Source organism: Paenibacillus sp. FSL R7-0331, assembly GCF_000758645.1.
GTDB lineage: Bacteria > Bacillota > Bacilli > Paenibacillales > Paenibacillaceae > Paenibacillus_AQ > Paenibacillus_AQ camerounensis.
The window spans coordinates 6,236,159-6,252,445 of the sequence record NZ_CP009284.1; the positions used below are offsets into that span (position 1 = coordinate 6,236,159).

General features: G+C 48.8%; 20 protein-coding genes, 2 tRNA genes and 2 rRNA genes. 2 read left to right on the forward strand and 22 right to left on the reverse strand.

Annotated features, from left to right (window positions below; genetic code table 11):
- Nucleotides 1-59: 59 nt before the first annotated feature.
- From R70331_RS27195 to R70331_RS27220, 6 genes are all read right to left on the reverse strand, one after another.
- Nucleotides 60-135, reverse strand: a tRNA-Ala gene (locus R70331_RS27195).
- 27 nt (nucleotides 136-162) lie between these two features.
- A tRNA-Ile gene (locus tag R70331_RS27200) sits at nucleotides 163-239 on the reverse strand.
- Nucleotides 240-278: 39 nt separating this feature from the next.
- Nucleotides 279-395: ribosomal RNA gene (gene rrf / locus R70331_RS27205) — 5S ribosomal RNA — on the reverse strand.
- A 120-nt stretch (nucleotides 396-515) separates the two neighbouring features.
- Nucleotides 516-2,063: ribosomal RNA gene (locus tag R70331_RS27210) — 16S ribosomal RNA — on the reverse strand.
- A 358-nt stretch (nucleotides 2,064-2,421) separates the two neighbouring features.
- Nucleotides 2,422-2,652: a hypothetical protein gene (locus R70331_RS27215; protein WP_025336637.1), complete on the reverse strand. Its 231-nt coding sequence runs from the start codon at nucleotides 2,650-2,652 to the stop codon at nucleotides 2,422-2,424.
- 248 nt (nucleotides 2,653-2,900) lie between these two features.
- Nucleotides 2,901-3,497 carry a stage II sporulation protein M gene (locus R70331_RS27220; RefSeq protein WP_042181034.1) on the reverse strand — a complete coding sequence of 199 codons (597 nt, stop codon included), beginning with the start codon at nucleotides 3,495-3,497 and terminating at the stop codon, nucleotides 2,901-2,903.
- 130 nt (nucleotides 3,498-3,627) lie between these two features.
- Between R70331_RS27220 and pdaB the strand changes: the two genes are divergently transcribed.
- Nucleotides 3,628-4,434, forward strand: a complete 807-nt coding sequence (gene pdaB / locus R70331_RS27225; RefSeq protein ID WP_042181036.1) for a polysaccharide deacetylase family sporulation protein PdaB — start codon at nucleotides 3,628-3,630, stop codon at nucleotides 4,432-4,434.
- 45 nt (nucleotides 4,435-4,479) lie between these two features.
- On the opposite strand, the gene R70331_RS27230 is transcribed toward pdaB, so the two are convergent.
- Nucleotides 4,480-5,304, reverse strand: a complete 825-nt coding sequence (locus R70331_RS27230) for a PPK2 family polyphosphate kinase (RefSeq protein WP_042181038.1) — start codon at nucleotides 5,302-5,304, stop codon at nucleotides 4,480-4,482.
- A gap of 169 nt (nucleotides 5,305-5,473) precedes the next feature.
- On the reverse strand, nucleotides 5,474-6,079 hold the full coding sequence (locus R70331_RS27235; RefSeq protein ID WP_331281491.1) for a KinB-signaling pathway activation protein: 606 nt from the start codon (nucleotides 6,077-6,079) through the stop codon (nucleotides 5,474-5,476).
- Between the two features lie 121 nt (nucleotides 6,080-6,200).
- On the opposite strand from R70331_RS27235, the gene gerD reads away from it, so the two are divergent.
- Entirely contained in the window at nucleotides 6,201-6,899 is a 699-nt protein-coding gene (gerD, locus tag R70331_RS27240) for a spore germination lipoprotein GerD (protein ID WP_042181039.1), read from the forward strand.
- Nucleotides 6,900-6,959: 60 nt separating this feature from the next.
- Here gerD and R70331_RS27245 read toward each other — a convergent pair whose 3' ends face one another.
- From R70331_RS27245 to R70331_RS27310, 14 genes are all read right to left on the reverse strand, one after another.
- The gene (locus R70331_RS27245) at nucleotides 6,960-8,069 is read right to left on the reverse strand and encodes an Mrp/NBP35 family ATP-binding protein (protein ID WP_042181041.1); all 1,110 of its coding nucleotides are present in this window, start codon (nucleotides 8,067-8,069) and stop codon (nucleotides 6,960-6,962) included.
- A 90-nt stretch (nucleotides 8,070-8,159) separates the two neighbouring features.
- Nucleotides 8,160-8,906, reverse strand: a complete 747-nt coding sequence (gene cwlD / locus R70331_RS27250; protein ID WP_042181043.1) for an N-acetylmuramoyl-L-alanine amidase CwlD — start codon at nucleotides 8,904-8,906, stop codon at nucleotides 8,160-8,162.
- 77 nt (nucleotides 8,907-8,983) lie between these two features.
- Nucleotides 8,984-10,153: a sulfate adenylyltransferase gene (gene sat, locus R70331_RS27255; RefSeq protein WP_042181045.1), complete on the reverse strand. Its 1,170-nt coding sequence runs from the start codon at nucleotides 10,151-10,153 to the stop codon at nucleotides 8,984-8,986.
- Between the two features lie 45 nt (nucleotides 10,154-10,198).
- Entirely contained in the window at nucleotides 10,199-10,891 is a 693-nt protein-coding gene (locus R70331_RS27260; protein WP_042181048.1) for a phosphoadenylyl-sulfate reductase, read from the reverse strand.
- Between the two features lie 218 nt (nucleotides 10,892-11,109).
- Nucleotides 11,110-11,502: a 30S ribosomal protein S9 gene (rpsI, locus tag R70331_RS27265; RefSeq protein ID WP_036692433.1), complete on the reverse strand. Its 393-nt coding sequence runs from the start codon at nucleotides 11,500-11,502 to the stop codon at nucleotides 11,110-11,112.
- 20 nt (nucleotides 11,503-11,522) lie between these two features.
- Nucleotides 11,523-11,960, reverse strand: coding sequence for a 50S ribosomal protein L13 (rplM, locus tag R70331_RS27270; RefSeq protein WP_042181050.1), 438 nt, complete (start codon nucleotides 11,958-11,960; stop codon nucleotides 11,523-11,525).
- A gap of 240 nt (nucleotides 11,961-12,200) precedes the next feature.
- Complete coding sequence (truA, locus tag R70331_RS27275) at nucleotides 12,201-12,980, reverse strand: tRNA pseudouridine(38-40) synthase TruA (RefSeq protein ID WP_042181052.1); 780 nt, start codon at nucleotides 12,978-12,980, stop codon at nucleotides 12,201-12,203.
- A gap of 318 nt (nucleotides 12,981-13,298) precedes the next feature.
- The gene (rplQ, locus tag R70331_RS27280; RefSeq protein ID WP_019908254.1) at nucleotides 13,299-13,664 is read right to left on the reverse strand and encodes a 50S ribosomal protein L17; all 366 of its coding nucleotides are present in this window, start codon (nucleotides 13,662-13,664) and stop codon (nucleotides 13,299-13,301) included.
- Between the two features lie 42 nt (nucleotides 13,665-13,706).
- Nucleotides 13,707-14,651, reverse strand: coding sequence for a DNA-directed RNA polymerase subunit alpha (locus R70331_RS27285; protein WP_042181054.1), 945 nt, complete (start codon nucleotides 14,649-14,651; stop codon nucleotides 13,707-13,709).
- 131 nt (nucleotides 14,652-14,782) lie between these two features.
- Nucleotides 14,783-15,178 (reverse strand): 30S ribosomal protein S11, encoded by a 396-nt coding sequence (gene rpsK / locus R70331_RS27290; protein WP_039877381.1) that lies wholly within the window; start codon nucleotides 15,176-15,178, stop codon nucleotides 14,783-14,785.
- 19 nt (nucleotides 15,179-15,197) lie between these two features.
- Nucleotides 15,198-15,566: a 30S ribosomal protein S13 gene (rpsM, locus tag R70331_RS27295; protein ID WP_042181056.1), complete on the reverse strand. Its 369-nt coding sequence runs from the start codon at nucleotides 15,564-15,566 to the stop codon at nucleotides 15,198-15,200.
- Nucleotides 15,567-15,585: 19 nt separating this feature from the next.
- The gene (gene rpmJ, locus R70331_RS27300; RefSeq protein WP_003322638.1) at nucleotides 15,586-15,699 is read right to left on the reverse strand and encodes a 50S ribosomal protein L36; all 114 of its coding nucleotides are present in this window, start codon (nucleotides 15,697-15,699) and stop codon (nucleotides 15,586-15,588) included.
- 53 nt (nucleotides 15,700-15,752) lie between these two features.
- Nucleotides 15,753-15,968, reverse strand: coding sequence for a translation initiation factor IF-1 (gene infA / locus R70331_RS27305; RefSeq protein ID WP_018753971.1), 216 nt, complete (start codon nucleotides 15,966-15,968; stop codon nucleotides 15,753-15,755).
- Between the two features lie 2 nt (nucleotides 15,969-15,970).
- Nucleotides 15,971-16,279, reverse strand: a complete 309-nt coding sequence (locus R70331_RS27310; protein WP_042181058.1) for a KOW domain-containing RNA-binding protein — start codon at nucleotides 16,277-16,279, stop codon at nucleotides 15,971-15,973.
- Nucleotides 16,280-16,287 lie beyond the last annotated feature (8 nt).

Genomic DNA, 16,287 nt, shown 5'->3' on the forward strand with positions numbered 1-16,287 from the left:
TCGTTTCGGTATCCAGTTTTCAAGGATCAAGATATTACATTATTCAAGTAAATCAATTATGGTGGAGCCAAGCGGGATCGAACCGCTGACCTCCTGCTTGCAAGGCAGGCGCTCTCCCAGCTGAGCTATGGCCCCATAAAGTATAGAGTTGTAAATGTTATATGGTGGGCCTTGGTGGACTCGAACCACCGACCTCACCCTTATCAGAGGTGCGCTCTAACCAACTGAGCTAAAAGCCCATATAACATAACATGGTTTCAACCATAGAATGGTTGTCCGCTTGGCAGCGTCCTACTCTCCCAGGACCCTTCGGTCCAAGTACCATTGGCGCTGGAGGACTTAACGGTCGTGTTCGGGATGGGTACGTGTGGAACCCCTCCGCTATCGCCACCAAACGGTTATGAAAGGATTGACCTTTCAAAACTGAACACGAGTGAGTGTTCGAACCCGAAGGTTCTAATTGAAGTTAAACTTCCGATTTGAATGTTCTCATTGCAGAGAACGATTCTCCATAGAAAGGAGGTGATCCAGCCGCACCTTCCGATACGGCTACCTTGTTACGACTTCACCCCAATCATCTACCCCACCTTCGGCGGCTGGCTCCCTTGCGGGTTACCCCACCGACTTCGGGTGTTGTAAACTCTCGTGGTGTGACGGGCGGTGTGTACAAGACCCGGGAACGTATTCACCGCGGCATGCTGATCCGCGATTACTAGCAATTCCGACTTCATGCAGGCGAGTTGCAGCCTGCAATCCGAACTGAGACCAGCTTTGCTGGGATTGGCTCCACCTCGCGGCTTCGCTTCCCGTTGTACTGGCCATTGTAGTACGTGTGTAGCCCAGGTCATAAGGGGCATGATGATTTGACGTCATCCCCACCTTCCTCCGGTTTGTCACCGGCAGTCACTCTAGAGTGCCCAGCTTAACCTGCTGGCAACTAAAGTCAAGGGTTGCGCTCGTTGCGGGACTTAACCCAACATCTCACGACACGAGCTGACGACAACCATGCACCACCTGTCTCCGATGCTCCGAAGAGGGGCACTATCTCTAATGCTTTCATCGGGATGTCAAGACCTGGTAAGGTTCTTCGCGTTGCTTCGAATTAAACCACATACTCCACTGCTTGTGCGGGTCCCCGTCAATTCCTTTGAGTTTCAGTCTTGCGACCGTACTCCCCAGGCGGAGTGCTTACTGTGTTAACTTCGGCACCAAGGGTATCGAAACCCCTAACACCTAGCACTCATCGTTTACGGCGTGGACTACCAGGGTATCTAATCCTGTTTGCTCCCCACGCTTTCGCGCCTCAGCGTCAGTTACAGCCCAGAAAGTCGCCTTCGCCACTGGTGTTCCTCCACATCTCTACGCATTTCACCGCTACACGTGGAATTCCACTTTCCTCTTCTGTACTCAAGCCACCCAGTTTCCAGTGCGACCTCAGGTTGAGCCCAAGGTTTAAACACCAGACTTAAATAGCCGCCTGCGCGCGCTTTACGCCCAATAATTCCGGACAACGCTTGCCCCCTACGTATTACCGCGGCTGCTGGCACGTAGTTAGCCGGGGCTTTCTTCTCAGGTACCGTCACTCCGGTAGCAGTTACTCTACCGGACGTTCTTCCCTGGCAACAGAGCTTTACGATCCGAAAACCTTCATCACTCACGCGGCGTTGCTCCGTCAGGCTTTCGCCCATTGCGGAAGATTCCCTACTGCTGCCTCCCGTAGGAGTCTGGGCCGTGTCTCAGTCCCAGTGTGGCCGTTCACCCTCTCAGGTCGGCTACGCATCGTCGCCTTGGTGAGCCGTTACCCCACCAACTAGCTAATGCGCCGCAGGCCCATCCCTTAATGACAGATTGCTCCGCCTTTCATTCTCTCTTCAGGAGAAAAAAGAAATTATCCGGTATTAGCTACCGTTTCCGGTAGTTATCCCAGGTTAAGGGGCAGGTTGCCTACGTGTTACTCACCCGTCCGCCGCTAAGCTTACCCTGAAGGATAAACTCCGCTCGACTTGCATGTATTAGGCACGCCGCCAGCGTTCGTCCTGAGCCAGGATCAAACTCTCCAAATTGGTATTTAGAAAGAGCGATTGCTCATTTTGAAACATCTGACGAGAATTTGCATTCTCTACTTTTGAAATCACCGAGGTGATTTCCACTCACTCGTTGTTCAGTTTTCAAAGACCAATTCAGTGCTTTTCTTTGTCGTCGTCTTTGTCAGCGGCGACTTTTATAATATATCACAGCGTTGTTCGTTTTGGCAAGTGTTTTTTTGAAAAAAGTTTTTTTCGTTTTTCCTTGCCGTGCATACTCTCTTTTAAAATCAAAAGGAGCGCGAGATATAATTTATCACGCACGCTCCTATTAAGTCAACCCTTTTTAAAAAATTATTGGCCAAGCACACATATTTATAGGCAGCAGCTCAATACTTTAATGCTTGAACTGGGACGACCGGCCGCCCCATGCGTATTTGGACAACTCCTTTTGCGGAGCAAACCGTGCGTACATACGGAAAACGGTTTTATATCGGTTAGCAATTGCATGCCTGATATTTTGGTCCAAGCGCTGATCGCTTAAATCAAGAAGCATTTCGTCGAGCTCTTTTCGCAGAACATAATCCAGCTCCTTACATTCCTTTTCATTGAACAACATCCCCAACATATGCTTGGCCTCCTTCATCATATTTTAAGTTTCGAAACCTTAAGCGCTGCTGTTTGTGTGTTAGAAGTTAGTCCATTGATGGAGATCCTGCGCGTATACCCGCTTACACTAGATTAACCGGAGCATAGGAACTATAACCATAATTGCTAAAATTATCTTTATAGTCCGCATATACTCGAGTGAGTTGTCTGATGTAAAGAATCTCCATATCTTAATGGCCTTAATGGTATGCTCAATTTTTAGAAATTTTATGATAAAAGCGCTAATGTAATTGTACTCTCGATAATTGCGGCAAGCAGGAGCAGGAGCACAATCCAGACTGAAGCCGTCAATGTCTGCCGCATAAATTCAGGCCAGCTGTTGTCCCGGATTCTTCCGATCATACTCTTTACAACCCTGCCGCCAAAATGAAGCCCGAATGCGCAAGCGATAATAATAGCCGGAATTTCAATGATCCCGTGTGGAAGCAGCCCTTTTACTATAAGGTCGAACAAATCTACTCCCTGCTGGGCTGATAAATGAATCAGATAGCCGATAACTGCACCGTTTATCAATAAAAAGAACGCAGGTATGATACCAAACAGCGCACCCAAAAAGATAACTGCTACACTTTTAATGCTATTGTTCAAAAAAATAAAGGTGAAGAAGCTCCATTCCGGATTGTCCGAATCCATAAGCTTTCCGCTGATGCTGCTTAACCCTTCAAGCTGCTGTGCTAGCAGCCTTTGCAGACTGTCGGTGCCGATCCAGCCGAGCACTCCTCCTGCCAGAAAGAGTATTAGCGCCAGAAGCAGCGCCTTACGGATTGCTCCCAGATCTTTGATAAACCTTGTAAACGCAAACATAAAGGCCCCCTGTATTATGTAGTACAAGCTGTGAAAGAGATTTCTAGTCCGGTTGAGGTCATAAGCGTTAGGTACGAGCATACATTTAGAACAAACAAGCCATTTCGTATGGGAGAGGAGCGCTGCTAGTATGAATTCTTTTTATGTATTCAGCGGCAAAAAGATAAAACGGTTCATTTACATCTTTGCCGCTGCGCTTCTGGCCGCTGGTGTTGTATACGTGGAAAGGGGTAACATTACCGTATTCTCTGATGCCCAAGCCCCGTCTGCCATTTACAGTGTGCCAACGCAAAAGAAGCTGATCGCTTTAACCTTCGACATTAGCTGGGGTGAAAAGCGGCCTGAACCGATCCTGAAGGTGCTGGAGGATAAAAAGGTAGACAAGGCCACCTTCTTCCTCTCCTCACCGTGGAGCAAAACGCATCCGGAAATCGTCACCAGCATTAAGGATTCAGGCTTTGAAATCGGAAGTCACGGGCATAAGCATGTTAATTACAGCACCCTCAGCAATGAGGAAATCCGCACACAAATTTCAACTGCCCACACTGTATTGACTGAATTAACAGGCAAAGAGCCTAACCTGATCCGTATGCCGAATGGTGATTTTGATAAAAGGGTGCTTCAGGTCGCCACCGATCTGGGCTACAAGGTCATCCAATGGGATACAGATTCTTTGGACTGGAAAAACATCGGTGTAGACAATATCGTCAACCGGGTTACGAGCAAGGCTCATCCGGGGGATATTATCCTCCTGCATGCCAGTGACTCCTGTAAGCAGACCCATGAGGCTCTACCGCAGATCATTGATAACCTCCGCAGCCAGGGATATGAATTCGTCACTGTATCTGAGCTGATCAGCCAGAGCAGCGCCGAAGGCACAGAAGTCCGTGATTCCGCTTCACTGAATCAGGGACTCGAAGACGCCGCCGGAATGTAGCTTTATCGTATCATTCATCCGTACCGCATTGTCTGGCTTCTCCCTTTAGTGGCGCGGGGATATGAGTTCTGATATCTCAGGCGTAGGCGTATCCAGTTTTGGATAGCTGAGGTCGAGACTCTCCAGTGTTTGAACTACAATGGACAATGCCAGATAGTTGCGGTACCAGCGGTGATTAGCCGGAATCCAGTACCAGGGTGCCTGCTCAGTGCCGGTTTCCCGGAAAACATCCTCATAAGCCTTTTGATAATCGTCCCAGTATTCCCGCTCCTGCAGATCACTGGCGTCAAACTTCCAGTGCTTAGTCGGATCATGAAGCCGCTCCTGGATTTTCTCCAGCTGCTTCTCCTTCGAGATATGCAGGAACAGCTTGATTACTGTCGTGCCCTCTTCCACCAGCATATCCTCAAACTGGCGGATGTAGCGGAATCGCCGTTTCATGTCTTTCTTCTTGAGACTGCCGTGTACCCGGGGTACAAGGACATCTTCATAATGGGAGCGGTTGAAGGCAGCGATATAACCCTTGGGCGGGGTCTTCATATGCACTCTCCACAGAAAATCATGTGCCTCCTCCTCAAGAGACGGCTTTTTGAAGCTGGTAACAATAAATCCCTGGGGGTTAATGCCGGAAAAGATATGCTTCACTGTTCCATCCTTTCCGCTTGAATCCATGCCCTGCAGAATAACCAGCAGTGAATGCTTCTTTTGGGCGAATAGGATATCCTGCAGCTCGGCAAGGCGCTCCTTCAGCTTCTCCATTTTGGCTGCAGCTTTTTCTTTGGAGTCAAAGTCACCGCGTTCTGACGGATCGAGCTGGCTCAGAATGTTGTTTTCACTTGTGTCTTTTATCATATAACGCTTGATGTTCATATATGCCCCTCCTTGCTTAACTGATTTCATTGACTTCCGGCGGTACAATCGTTGCTTATTTTGTGTAAGCTGTTCTTTAAGATTAACCTTTCTGATTTCATTTTAATCGCGCTGGAATGAACAAGAAAACCCCGGTCTCTTTCTTAGAGCACTGGGGTTTTGGTATGGATTACTGAAATGACGGCTGCGGTTTAAGAATATGGTGCAGCCGTAAAATCTGGAACGCATTGCAGGCAATCAGCGGAAGAACAATAAACACAGTGGCATTATCTACACCGATCTGAAGCACACCTATCGTCTCCACAATGGTAATGGCAGTCATGAAGAAAAAAGTCGGAATCGCTGCGGCAGCTTTTGTGCTGCGTACTTTGAAATACGATACGGCCGCAGCTGCAATCAGAATTCCACTCCCCAGGACCAGGTCAGCTCCGCCGGCTCTTTCTCCTCCGAGAAAGGCCCTCAGGAAAACCAGCTCAAGCAGGGCCACCGCAGCCAGTACCAGCTGTATATACTGCCACGTTTTGCGGGAAAATACGCCGTTCCCCATGTAATTGAGGATCAGGTAAGCAAAAAAACCCAGCTGTGCGTAAACGCTCACAAGCATTCCGGAACCAAGCAGTATAAGAAGGTACAGAAGCAGATCTGCCGCGCTTTTGAAGCTTATACCGCCATTAACGGTCTGCAGTACAAGTCCGGTCAAGCCGGCCGCGGCAGCGCCTATCAGAAGTGTGGTCCAGAACAGGTGATACCATTTCCTTATACTCAGCCACTCCACCTCCCCTGTGTCAGATTTATTTTACCAAGCCTGCCGTCAAAAAACCATCATGTCTGCGTTATAACCTGTGACCCCGTGCGGCATACTACCCTCAGGATTCCTATAAAGGAGGGCAGCGCCAATGAAGTGGAGGAGTTTGTTGTCTGGAGGCCTGGCACTAAGCCTGGTACTCAGCTTAACAGCCTGCGGAGGAGAACAGAGCAGTTCTTCCAGCCAGATGGGATATAAGGAAATGAAGACGATGGTTGTTGATATATTAAAAAGCGATGAAGGTAAAAAGGCGGTCGAGGAAGCTTTGACCACCGGCTCCGGTTCTGAAGGCAGCAGCGTTAGCGGGCTAAGCATGAAAATGATGCCGCTGCAGACAACGGAACAGATCCGGATTGCGGTTAAAGATACCATCACTGCCCCCGAGTACCAGAAGGAAATCGAAAAAATTATGACTGATCCGACCTTTGCGGGCGAATTCGCCAAAGCCATCAACAGCCAGAGCAAAGAGCTGCACCTGCAGCTGATCAAGGATCCGACTTATCAGAAATCGATCGAAGAAATTATGAAGTCGCCTGAAATGATGAAAATGTTCCTGGATCTTACCAAGACTTCCGATTACCGCAAGCAGTCCATGACCATTATGCAGGAAGCGATGCAAAACCCGCTCTTCCGTATGGAAGTGCTGGGATTGCTTAAAACAGTTGTCCAGGACGAGCTCCAGCCTAAGGTTCAGAAAAAGGGTGAGGAGAAGGAGGGCGGGTCCGGCGGCGCTCAGGAGAGCGGCGGGGACAGCTCGAAGCAGGAGGGCGGAGACGATTCCGGCTCTTAATCAAAAGAGGCTTATCCCTATATTGCGGATAAGCCTCTTTTTTAGGTTCTTGCGTAGTGCTTATTGTTCGTATTTGGCAATCAGTCTGTCTGCAACCTCCGCAAACAGCTGTGCCGTCTTAGTCTCCGCTTTGTATACGGAAGGTGAAAAGTCCGGCTCTGAAATATGGTTGTCCGGTGCGCCAAGCGGTATCTGGGCCAGCAGCTCCGCATGAAGCGTCTCTGCCAGCCTGGCTCCGCCGCCGCGTCCGAAGATATACTCCTTCTGCCCGCAGGAGGAGCATTCATAATAAGCCATGTTCTCGATGACGCCCAGTACCTCGTGATCAGTCTGAAGCGCCATAGAACCCGCTCTGGCCGCTACAAAGGCTGCTGTGGCATGCGGGGTAGTCACAATAATCTCTTTGCTGTGCGGAAGCATCTGGTGCACGTCCAGCGCCACATCGCCTGTACCGGGCGGAAGATCAAGCAGCATATAATCAAGCTCGCCCCAGCCTACATCGCTGAAGAACTGGCGGAGCATTTTGCCCAGCATCGGCCCTCTCCAGATAACCGGACTATTCTCACGTATGAAAAAGCCCATCGACATTACTTTTACTCCAAAACGTTCCACCGGAATAATGGTTCCGTCCTCTACAACCGGACCTTCTTCTATCCCCATCATATCCGGAATGCTGAAGCCGTAGATATCGGCATCAATCAGCCCTACCTTCTTGCCCTTGCGCGCCAAAGCTACTGCAAGATTGACGGTTACGGTCGACTTGCCGACTCCCCCCTTGCCGCTGGCCACTGCAATGAACTTCACACCCGAGTTCTCATCCAGCAGCTCATGGTCCTCAAGGCCTGCTGCGTGTCCCTTCAGTGCCGTACCCTGCTCTTGCTCCTGCTTGTCCGGTGTGCTCTCTCCGCGCAGAAGAGAACGCTCATAATCAGTTGCATCACGCAGCCTGATATGAATGTTCTGTACTCCTCCTCCGGTCAGCAGATCACGCACCTGCTGCTCCAGCTCCATCCGGCTTGCTTCGTCTTCTTCAAGACAGACAATCGATAAGGATATTCTGTCTTCTTTAATCATAATGTCACGAATCAGCTGCAAATCAATAAGGCTTTTTCCGGATTCCGGGTCGGTAAGCGGCTGCAATAGTTCCTGAATTTGTTCCCTGGTCTGCATGGAAAGCACCTCTGTTTCTTTCCGGAAGGGTAAGGCTCCGGTTTTTGGTCTTATTATAGCATTACCCTTTAACTGATGAGTAGTCCCAGCTCACGGCTGCTCCGCTGCATATGCCAGAATTCCCCGGTAAATACTCGTAGCAACCTTCCGCTGGTACACATCATCTCCAAGCAGGACGGACTCCCCGGGATGCGAGAGAAAACCCACCTCAACAAGTGCCGCCGGCATTTTCAGCATTTTCAGCAGATAGACTGTATTTACTGTTTTGGCGACACGGTTGGTATTCTCCAGCGTCGTGCGCAGCTCATCCTGAATAAATCCGGCCAATGCTTTGTTGCCTTCATTGTTCGGGTAAAAAAAGGTCTGCGCGCCGCTCCAGCGGTTTGAAGGCACACTGTTCATATGTACGCTTATGAAAAGATCTGCCCCTTCCTCTTCAATACTGCGGACCCTCTGCTTCAGATCTTCCGTTTTCCGCTTTGAATAGCCTTTTGTTGCTTCTCCGGCAAGATCATAGTCCCCTTCCCGGGTCATAACTACGATTGCTCCAGCCTGCTGCAGATAGTCCCGCAAATACAAGGAGACCGACAGGTTGATATCCTTCTCGATTAACCCGTTCTTGCTGACCGCCCCTCCGTCGGGGCCGCCGTGTCCGGCATCGATAGCGATTATTTTACCGGACAGCGGCAGGCTCCAGTAATTCAGCGTCTTCGCGGTAGGCATATCATAGGCTATGATGCCGATCATCACGGCCAGCAGCAGCATTCCGAGCACACTCTTTTTCACACTGCTCCAGGCAATCCAGACCGAGACCTTTCCTTCCTTTCGGCCAGACATAACAAAGACCCCCTCGTCCCTATAGATTCTACTCATCTATATGGGACAAGAGGGCCAAATAGTACCGGCTCTTTAATTTAGACGTTTACCTGCTCAGACATACCCTCAATCAGAATCTCTGCAACTTCAGGCCGGGTGAATTCCGGAGGAGGGCATTTCCCTTCACGGAGCAGTCCGCGCACTTTGGTACCGGATAATGTCAGATGCTGATCTGCCGGATGCGGGCAGGTTTTGCTGGAAGCCATATTTCCGCATTTCACGCAGAAAAAGCTGTGTTCGAAAAAGAGCGGGGTAATTCCCAAATCCTCTGCCGTAAAGTTGGAGAAAATCTCCTGTGCTTCATAGGTACCATAGTAGTCGCCTACCCCGGCGTGATCCCGGCCGACAATAAAATGCGTGCAGCCGTAATTTTTGCGGACCATGGCATGGAAAACTGCTTCTCTCGGACCTGCATAACGCATCGCTGCCGGGAATACGCCCAGGAAGGTGCGGTCAGCAGGATAGTAGTTCTCCAGCAGCGCCAGGTAGCTCTTCATCCGCACATTGGCAGGAACGTCATCCGATTTGGTCTCACCCACCAGAGGATTGAGGAACAGGGCGTCTACAACCTCCATAGCGCACTTCTGGATATACTCATGGGCACGATGCACAGGATTACGTGTCTGGAAGCCTACAACGGTTCTCCATGCCTTCTCAGCGAAGATCCTACGGGTCTCAGCAGGGTCAAAATAGAACTCTCCGAACTTCTCCGGCTGCGGACGGTTAAGCACTCTGATCGGTCCTCCTACATAGGTAGACGGACGGGCCAGCAGTTTGCTGACACCAGGATGTGCGGGATCGGTAGTTTTGAATACATTCTGAGCTTCGGCCTGCTGGTCTACACTATAGATACTCTCAACAGCGAGCAGACCATAGATGACCCCATCTTCCTCACCGATAAGAGAGACTGTATCCCCTACCGCAAGGCCGGAAGCAACCTCCTCTTCTACAGCCAAAGTAATAGGAATACTCCACACTGTGCCATCAGAAAGGCGCATATTGTTCACAACTGAATGGTAGTCCGCTTCATTCAGGAAGCCGGTAAGCGGTGAAAAGGCTCCAACCCCAATCAGATCGAGATCAGATATCGTCCATGTATTAATTGCAATCGACTTGTTCTCTGAGGCTTGCTGCAGCAGCTCTTCTCTCTGCGCTCCCTCCACAATACGCTGAATCAGTGTTCCTCCGTGTGGAAGTATAGACGTCATCTGGGTACTCTCCTCCTGTGTATTAACATTTATATGAGTGCCTGATTATTTATGCAATCCGCATTCTGTCTTCTCATTACCTGACCATCTGCCGGCACGAGGGTCTTCACCAGGCATTACAGCCCGGGTGCACTGCTCACAGCCGATACTCGGGAAGTTACGGTCATGCAGCGGGTTATAGACTACATTGTTAGCACGGATATAATTCCATACATCCTCAGAAGTCCAGTCAGCAATCGGATTAAACTTTACCAGACCAAATTTATAATCGTACTCCACTTTTTTTGAGTTGGCACGGGTCGGAGCCTGGTCACGTCGGATACCGGTAATCCATGCTTCATACTGGGAGAGGATCCGGGTAAGCGGCTCTACTTTGCGGATGGCGCAGCATTGATTAGGATCAACACTCCAGAGATTATCACCATATTGCTTAATCTGCTCATCAACAGAGATCTGCGGAGATACCCGGACAAACTCCAATCCGTATTTATCCGCCATAACATCTCTGGTCTCATACGTTTCTTTAAAATGGAAGTCTGTATCCAGATAGAATACATCTGTTGACGGGCTTACCTTCTGAAGCATATCGACAAGCACTACATCTTCAGCACCGAAGCTGCAGGCAAATGTAATGTTAGGAAAAGTCTCTACCGCCCAGCGGATAATTTCTTCGGGTGAAGCGCTCTCCAGTTCCTCAGCCTTAACCTTAATCAGATCCTCTTTCTCAAGCAGATTCATTATTGTATTCCTCCATCCTAATATCTGAAAAGTGCCTGTTCCGTCAATTCCAACTATTCTTATATGGAATAGTATAAGCGATGCACCGCTGAAGTCAATACTTTTTTCCATTATGGGTTAAAGCCGCTGGCAGGAATAAATCGGAAGCTGCAGGAGAATATAAAAAGCCTCTGACCCAAAAGGGCCAGAGGCTTGAAATCCTTGAAAGAAAAGGAATATTAACGTTTCGAGAACTGTGGAGCGCGACGAGCAGCTTTGAGGCCGTATTTCTTACGTTCCTTCATACGTGGGTCACGAGTCAGGAAGCCGGCTTTCTTCAGCGTACCGCGATATTCAGGGTCTACTTTGAGCAATGCACGGGAGATCCCGTGACGGATTGCGCCAGCTTGACCGGAAATGCCGCCACCGTGTGCAAGTACGATTACATCGTAGCTGCCCAGTGTTTCAGTCAGGTTCAAAGGTTGTCTTACGATCATCTTCAGTGTTTCTACACCGAAGTACTCATCCATCTCACGTTTGTTAATGACAATGCGTCCTTCACCCGGTACAAGGCGAACACGTGCTACCGAATGTTTACGACGACCTGTCCCATAGTATTGTACTTGTGCCATGAAACTGTCCTCCTCTATTCTTATCCGCGAAGTTCGTAAACTTCAGGTTTTTGTGCTGCATGTGGATGCTCTACGCCTGCATAAACTTTAAGTCTCAGCTTCATGTGGTCGCCTTGACGAGTCTTAGGAATCATACCGTGTACAGCAGATTCAATTACGCGCTCAGGTTTAGTCTTCAGCAGCTGATCAGCAGTTGTTACTTTCAGACCGCCTGGGTGCATCGAGTGACGGTAGTATTTCTTGTTCTGCAGTTTCTTACCTGTCAGGTGAATCTTCTCAGCGTTGATAACAATTACGAAATCACCAGTATCAACGTGTGGAGTGAATTGCGGTTTGTGTTTGCCACGGATCAGAGCAGCGGCTTCGCTAGCCAGACGACCAAGTGTTTTGCCTTCGGCATCAATAATGTGCCAAGTGCGTTCAACTTCGTTCGGCTTCGCCATATAGGTGGTACGCATGAATGTTTCCTCCTTGTTCTCGTACGAAAATCATCTGTTTCGTATATCTAATTTCTCATTGGAATTACGATTAAGTTAGTTAAGTAAAGCTTGTTTGGTTGGCATTTTCTTGATCGGGGCTGTGGGATAGCCATCAAGAAAACACAACTTTTATATTACAGCATAAACATGACAAGTGCAAGTGATTTTTAATCCAGATCTCATTTATTTTCTGTTAGAAGATAATGGTCTACCGAACGTTTATTCATTGTCCTCATCATATTCCACACTCCATAGTGCAAGCCCCTTGGCAACAGCCGTTGGACCTGCCGCAGCGCGGTCGCATGCAGCCAGAATATCCGCCACTTTGTCCGCCTGGTACTTACGTTCACCCACCTGAATCAGCGTTCCCATAATAATACGGACCATGTGCTGCAGAAATCCGCTGCCGGTAATAAAAGTATGAATAACTCCCTGATCATCCGAGCCGGGCCGGCACATACTGCGGTCAATCTCCATATGAGCTTCATAGATCGTCCGTACATGGGAGGTCTTGGTAGACTTCCGCGAAGCAAACGAAGTGTAGTCATAGGTACCCACTAGATGCGCCAATCCCTGCTGCATAGCCGTTACATCCAGCTTCAGTGGATGATGCTGCTGCCAGCGCCGCTGGAACGGGTCGGGAAACCGGTTCCCGTTAATCGTGTACCGGTAGGTTTTACGCTTAGCCCCCCTGCGTGAGTGGAACGATAGCGGAACCTCCTTCGCCTCAGTAACAACGATATCCTGCGGTAATCTGGCGTTAAGCGCCAGACACCAGCGTTCCAGCGGAATTTGTGAGGAAGTCAGGAAGTTGAACGGCTGGCCGTAAGCATGAACTCCCGCATCTGTCCGTCCCGAGGCTGTAATCTTCAGCGCATCACCGGTCAGATGAAGAATTGCCTGCTCCAGCCGATCCTGAATCGTATTGCCCTGAGGCTGGGTCTGAAAGCCATCATAATGGGTTCCGTCATAATTGACCTTCATCAATAGATTGCGCATTCCATTCTTCCTTTCAAGCTGCTGCTCAGCTCACTTAACCGTAATTCATTATCACAAGTAGAAACGGCTTATCCGTCCTAACAGGACGGTAGCCGTTTCTGCAAGAAATATAAGGATGATTTACAGCGTAAAACATCCTTATATTTAAAAAAAAGAGCCCCGGCGGGAGCTCCTTCTACTCTTTACAAGGTGATTCCCGCGGTTATTGGGACAGCAGGGTCTTAACGCCCCTGCAGCACAATAACAATAATACTTACTGCTCATTCTCCGGAGATCATGAACTTAAAGAGTACAAATCGGAAATCATGACTTGTATTACTACGCGCGGTCTACCAGTTCAAGATAAACCATAGGCGCAGCGTCGCCACGGCGAGGTCCCAGCTTCAGGATACGAGTGTATCCGCCTGGACGCTCTGTGTAACGAGGAGCAATATCAGAGAACAATTTTTGGATTGCATCTTGTTCACCATCTACAGTCTCACGACGAACAAAAGCAGCTACTTGACGGCGAGCATGAAGATCGCCCTTCTTAGCTTTAGTGATCAGTTTCTCAGCGATGGAACGAACTTCCTTCGCTTTGGCTTCCGTTGTCTGGATGCGCTCGTATAGGAACAGATCCGTTACCATGTCACGGAACAATGCTTTACGTGCACTGGAATCACGGCCCAATTTTTGGTATGCCATTTGTTTTCCCTCCTTCACTCAAGTACTCAAGCAATTGAATTACTATTCTTCTGTACGCAGACCCAAACCAAGCTCTTCAAGCTTCTCTTGAACTTCTTCCAAAGATTTGCGGCCCAGATTACGAACCTTCATCATATCTTCTTCAGTTTTCGTAGTAAGCTCTTGTACGGTATTAATACCGGCACGTTTGAGACAGTTGTAGGAACGGACAGAAAGATCAAGCTCTTCGATTGTCATCTCAAGCACTTTTTCTTTTTTGTCTTCTTCTTTTTCTACCATAATTTCGGCGTCCTTCGCTTCATCCGTAAGACCTACGAATAAAACAAGGTGTTCGTTCAAAATTTTGGCTCCGAGGCTTACTGCCTCTTCCGGTCTGATACTGCCATCTGACCAAACTTCCAGCGTCAGCTTGTCATAGTTAGTCACTTGTCCGACACGAGTGTTATCAATGACATAGTTTACGCGGGAAATCGGAGTGTAGATAGAGTCAACCGGAATTACACCGATTGGCTGATCGTCGCGTTTGTTCCGGTCTGCTTGGACATAGCCGCGACCACGGCCTGCAAAAATGCGCATGTGAAGTCTCGCGCCAGGTCCCAGCGTTGCAATATGAAGATCCGGGTTGAGGATTTCAACATCGCTGTCCGCACGGATATCACCTGCGGTAACAATGCCTTCACCCTCAGCATCAATCTCGAACACTTTCTCTTCGTCTGAATGAATCTTCAGGGAAAGAGCTTTTAGGTTCAGGATGATTTCCGTCACATCTTCCATTACGCCAGGAACGGTCGAGAACTCATGCAAAACGCCGTCAATTTGGACCGAAGTCACTGCGGCTCCCGGTAGGGAGGACAGCAGAATCCGGCGAAGTGAGTTCCCCAGAGTCGTGCCATATCCACGTTCCAGCGGTTCAACTACGAATTTCCCATAGGTTCCTTCATCATTGGCTTCTACGGTCTCAATCTTCGGCTTTTCGATTTCTATCACGAGTGTACCCCTCCTTCAAACGTCGCTCCTATATGAAACTGTCACCCCATCAGGTGTATCATGTAGTATGCCTAAACACCTATTATTAGCAGATGCGTCAGAATTATACCACAATCACAATTCTGATTTCACTATACGCGACGACGTTTTGGCGGACGGCATCCATTGTGAGGAACCGGAGTTACGTCTTTAATGAGGTTTACTTCAAGGCCAGCGGCCTGAAGGGAACGGATGGCAGCTTCGCGGCCCGCACCCGGTCCTTTAACCATAACTTCAACGGACTTCATGCCGTGTTCCATAGCTGCTTTAGCAGCAGATTCGGCTGCCATTTGCGCTGCAAATGGAGTCGATTTACGGGAACCTCTGAATCCTTGACCACCGGAGCTTGCCCAGGAAATTGCATTTCCGTGAGGGTCCGTGATCGTAACGATAGTGTTATTGAACGTGGAACGGATATGTGCCACGCCAGACTCGATATTTTTCCGGTCGCGACGTTTTGTACGTACGACTTTTTTCGGTTTAGCCATTGTCTCTTATCACCTCTTCTTATTTCTTTTTGTTTGCTACCGTACGGCGCGGGCCTTTACGGGTACGAGCATTGGTTTTAGTGCGTTGACCGCGAACAGGCAATCCACGACGGTGACGAACACCGCGGTAACACCCGATCTCAGTAAGACGCTTAATATTCAAGGAAATTTCACGACGCAGGTCACCTTCAACCTTGACCGATTTGTCGATCGTTTCACGCAGTTTGCTGACTTCATCTTCCGTCAAATCACGGACACGTGTGTTAACGTTAATGCCTGTTTCATTAAGAATTTTCTGGGAAGTCGTTTTACCGATTCCGAAAATATAAGTCAAGGCGATCTCAACGCGTTTGTCACGTGGCAAATCCACACCAGCTATACGAGCCATTTTACGCTACACCCCCTTCTTAACCTTGTTTTTGTTTGTGTTTCGGATTTTCGCAAATTACCATAACAGTCCCTTTGCGGCGGATGACTTTGCATTTTTCGCAAATGGGCTTCACAGAAGGTCTTACCTTCATGTTAATTACCTCCTCAAAGTTTTGCGACGCAAAACTTTCGTTGTAGTTCCCATCTATTTACGGTAAGTTATACGGCCTTTTGATAAATCATAAGGCGATAACTGCACGACCACTTTGTCTCCGGTTAGGATACGGATAAAGTGCATCCGCAATTTCCCGGACACATGGGCAAGAATTTGATGACCGTTCTCAAGCTCAACCTTAAATGTTGCATTCGGCAACGGCTCAATGACCGTTCCTTCTACCTCAATGACATCTTCTTTAGCCACAGTTAGTCTCCTTTCTCATAAGCACTTATTCCAGCTGGATTGCCATATTTCATCACTGCGAACCGCAGTTTTCCATTGGTTACCCGGCCGGTTTCTTCCAAACTGTTCACAACCTCACTGCTTATGAAGGGTATGAGCTCCAGATGATGAATATTCTTCTTCTTCGGCCCGTCAAACTTTCGTTTGTCCCCGTCAGCAATGAATACAAACCTGCTGTCAACAACTGCGATAACAACGGCAGCCTCTCCGGCATCCTTGCCTTTGAGAATTCTCACGATCTGACCAACCTGCGGGCTGCTCCCGGTACTCACGTGAAGAT

What these genes read in the sequence shown, in the direction of transcription:
- R70331_RS27215 (WP_025336637.1), bottom strand. Translation starts at nt 2,652, where the DNA reads ATGTTGGGGATGTTGTTCAATGAAAAGGAATGTAAGGAGCTGGATTAT.
- R70331_RS27220 (WP_042181034.1), bottom strand. Translation starts at nt 3,497, where the DNA reads ATGTTTGCGTTTACAAGGTTTATCAAAGATCTGGGAGCAATCCGTAAG.
- pdaB (WP_042181036.1), top strand. Translation starts at nt 3,628, where the DNA reads ATGAATTCTTTTTATGTATTCAGCGGCAAAAAGATAAAACGGTTCATT.
- R70331_RS27230 (WP_042181038.1), bottom strand. Translation starts at nt 5,304, where the DNA reads ATGAACATCAAGCGTTATATGATAAAAGACACAAGTGAAAACAACATT.
- gerD (WP_042181039.1), top strand. Translation starts at nt 6,201, where the DNA reads ATGAAGTGGAGGAGTTTGTTGTCTGGAGGCCTGGCACTAAGCCTGGTA.
- R70331_RS27245 (WP_042181041.1), bottom strand. Translation starts at nt 8,069, where the DNA reads ATGCAGACCAGGGAACAAATTCAGGAACTATTGCAGCCGCTTACCGAC.
- cwlD (WP_042181043.1), bottom strand. Translation starts at nt 8,906, where the DNA reads ATGTCTGGCCGAAAGGAAGGAAAGGTCTCGGTCTGGATTGCCTGGAGC.
- sat (WP_042181045.1), bottom strand. Translation starts at nt 10,153, where the DNA reads ATGACGTCTATACTTCCACACGGAGGAACACTGATTCAGCGTATTGTG.
- R70331_RS27260 (WP_042181048.1), bottom strand. Translation starts at nt 10,891, where the DNA reads ATGAATCTGCTTGAGAAAGAGGATCTGATTAAGGTTAAGGCTGAGGAA.
- rpsI (WP_036692433.1), bottom strand. Translation starts at nt 11,502, where the DNA reads ATGGCACAAGTACAATACTATGGGACAGGTCGTCGTAAACATTCGGTA.
- rplM (WP_042181050.1), bottom strand. Translation starts at nt 11,960, where the DNA reads ATGCGTACCACCTATATGGCGAAGCCGAACGAAGTTGAACGCACTTGG.
- truA (WP_042181052.1), bottom strand. Translation starts at nt 12,980, where the DNA reads ATGCGCAATCTATTGATGAAGGTCAATTATGACGGAACCCATTATGAT.
- rplQ (WP_019908254.1), bottom strand. Translation starts at nt 13,664, where the DNA reads ATGGCATACCAAAAATTGGGCCGTGATTCCAGTGCACGTAAAGCATTG.
- rpsK (WP_039877381.1), bottom strand. Translation starts at nt 15,178, where the DNA reads ATGGCTAAACCGAAAAAAGTCGTACGTACAAAACGTCGCGACCGGAAA.
- rpsM (WP_042181056.1), bottom strand. Translation starts at nt 15,566, where the DNA reads ATGGCTCGTATAGCTGGTGTGGATTTGCCACGTGACAAACGCGTTGAG.
- rpmJ (WP_003322638.1), bottom strand. Translation starts at nt 15,699, where the DNA reads ATGAAGGTAAGACCTTCTGTGAAGCCCATTTGCGAAAAATGCAAAGTC.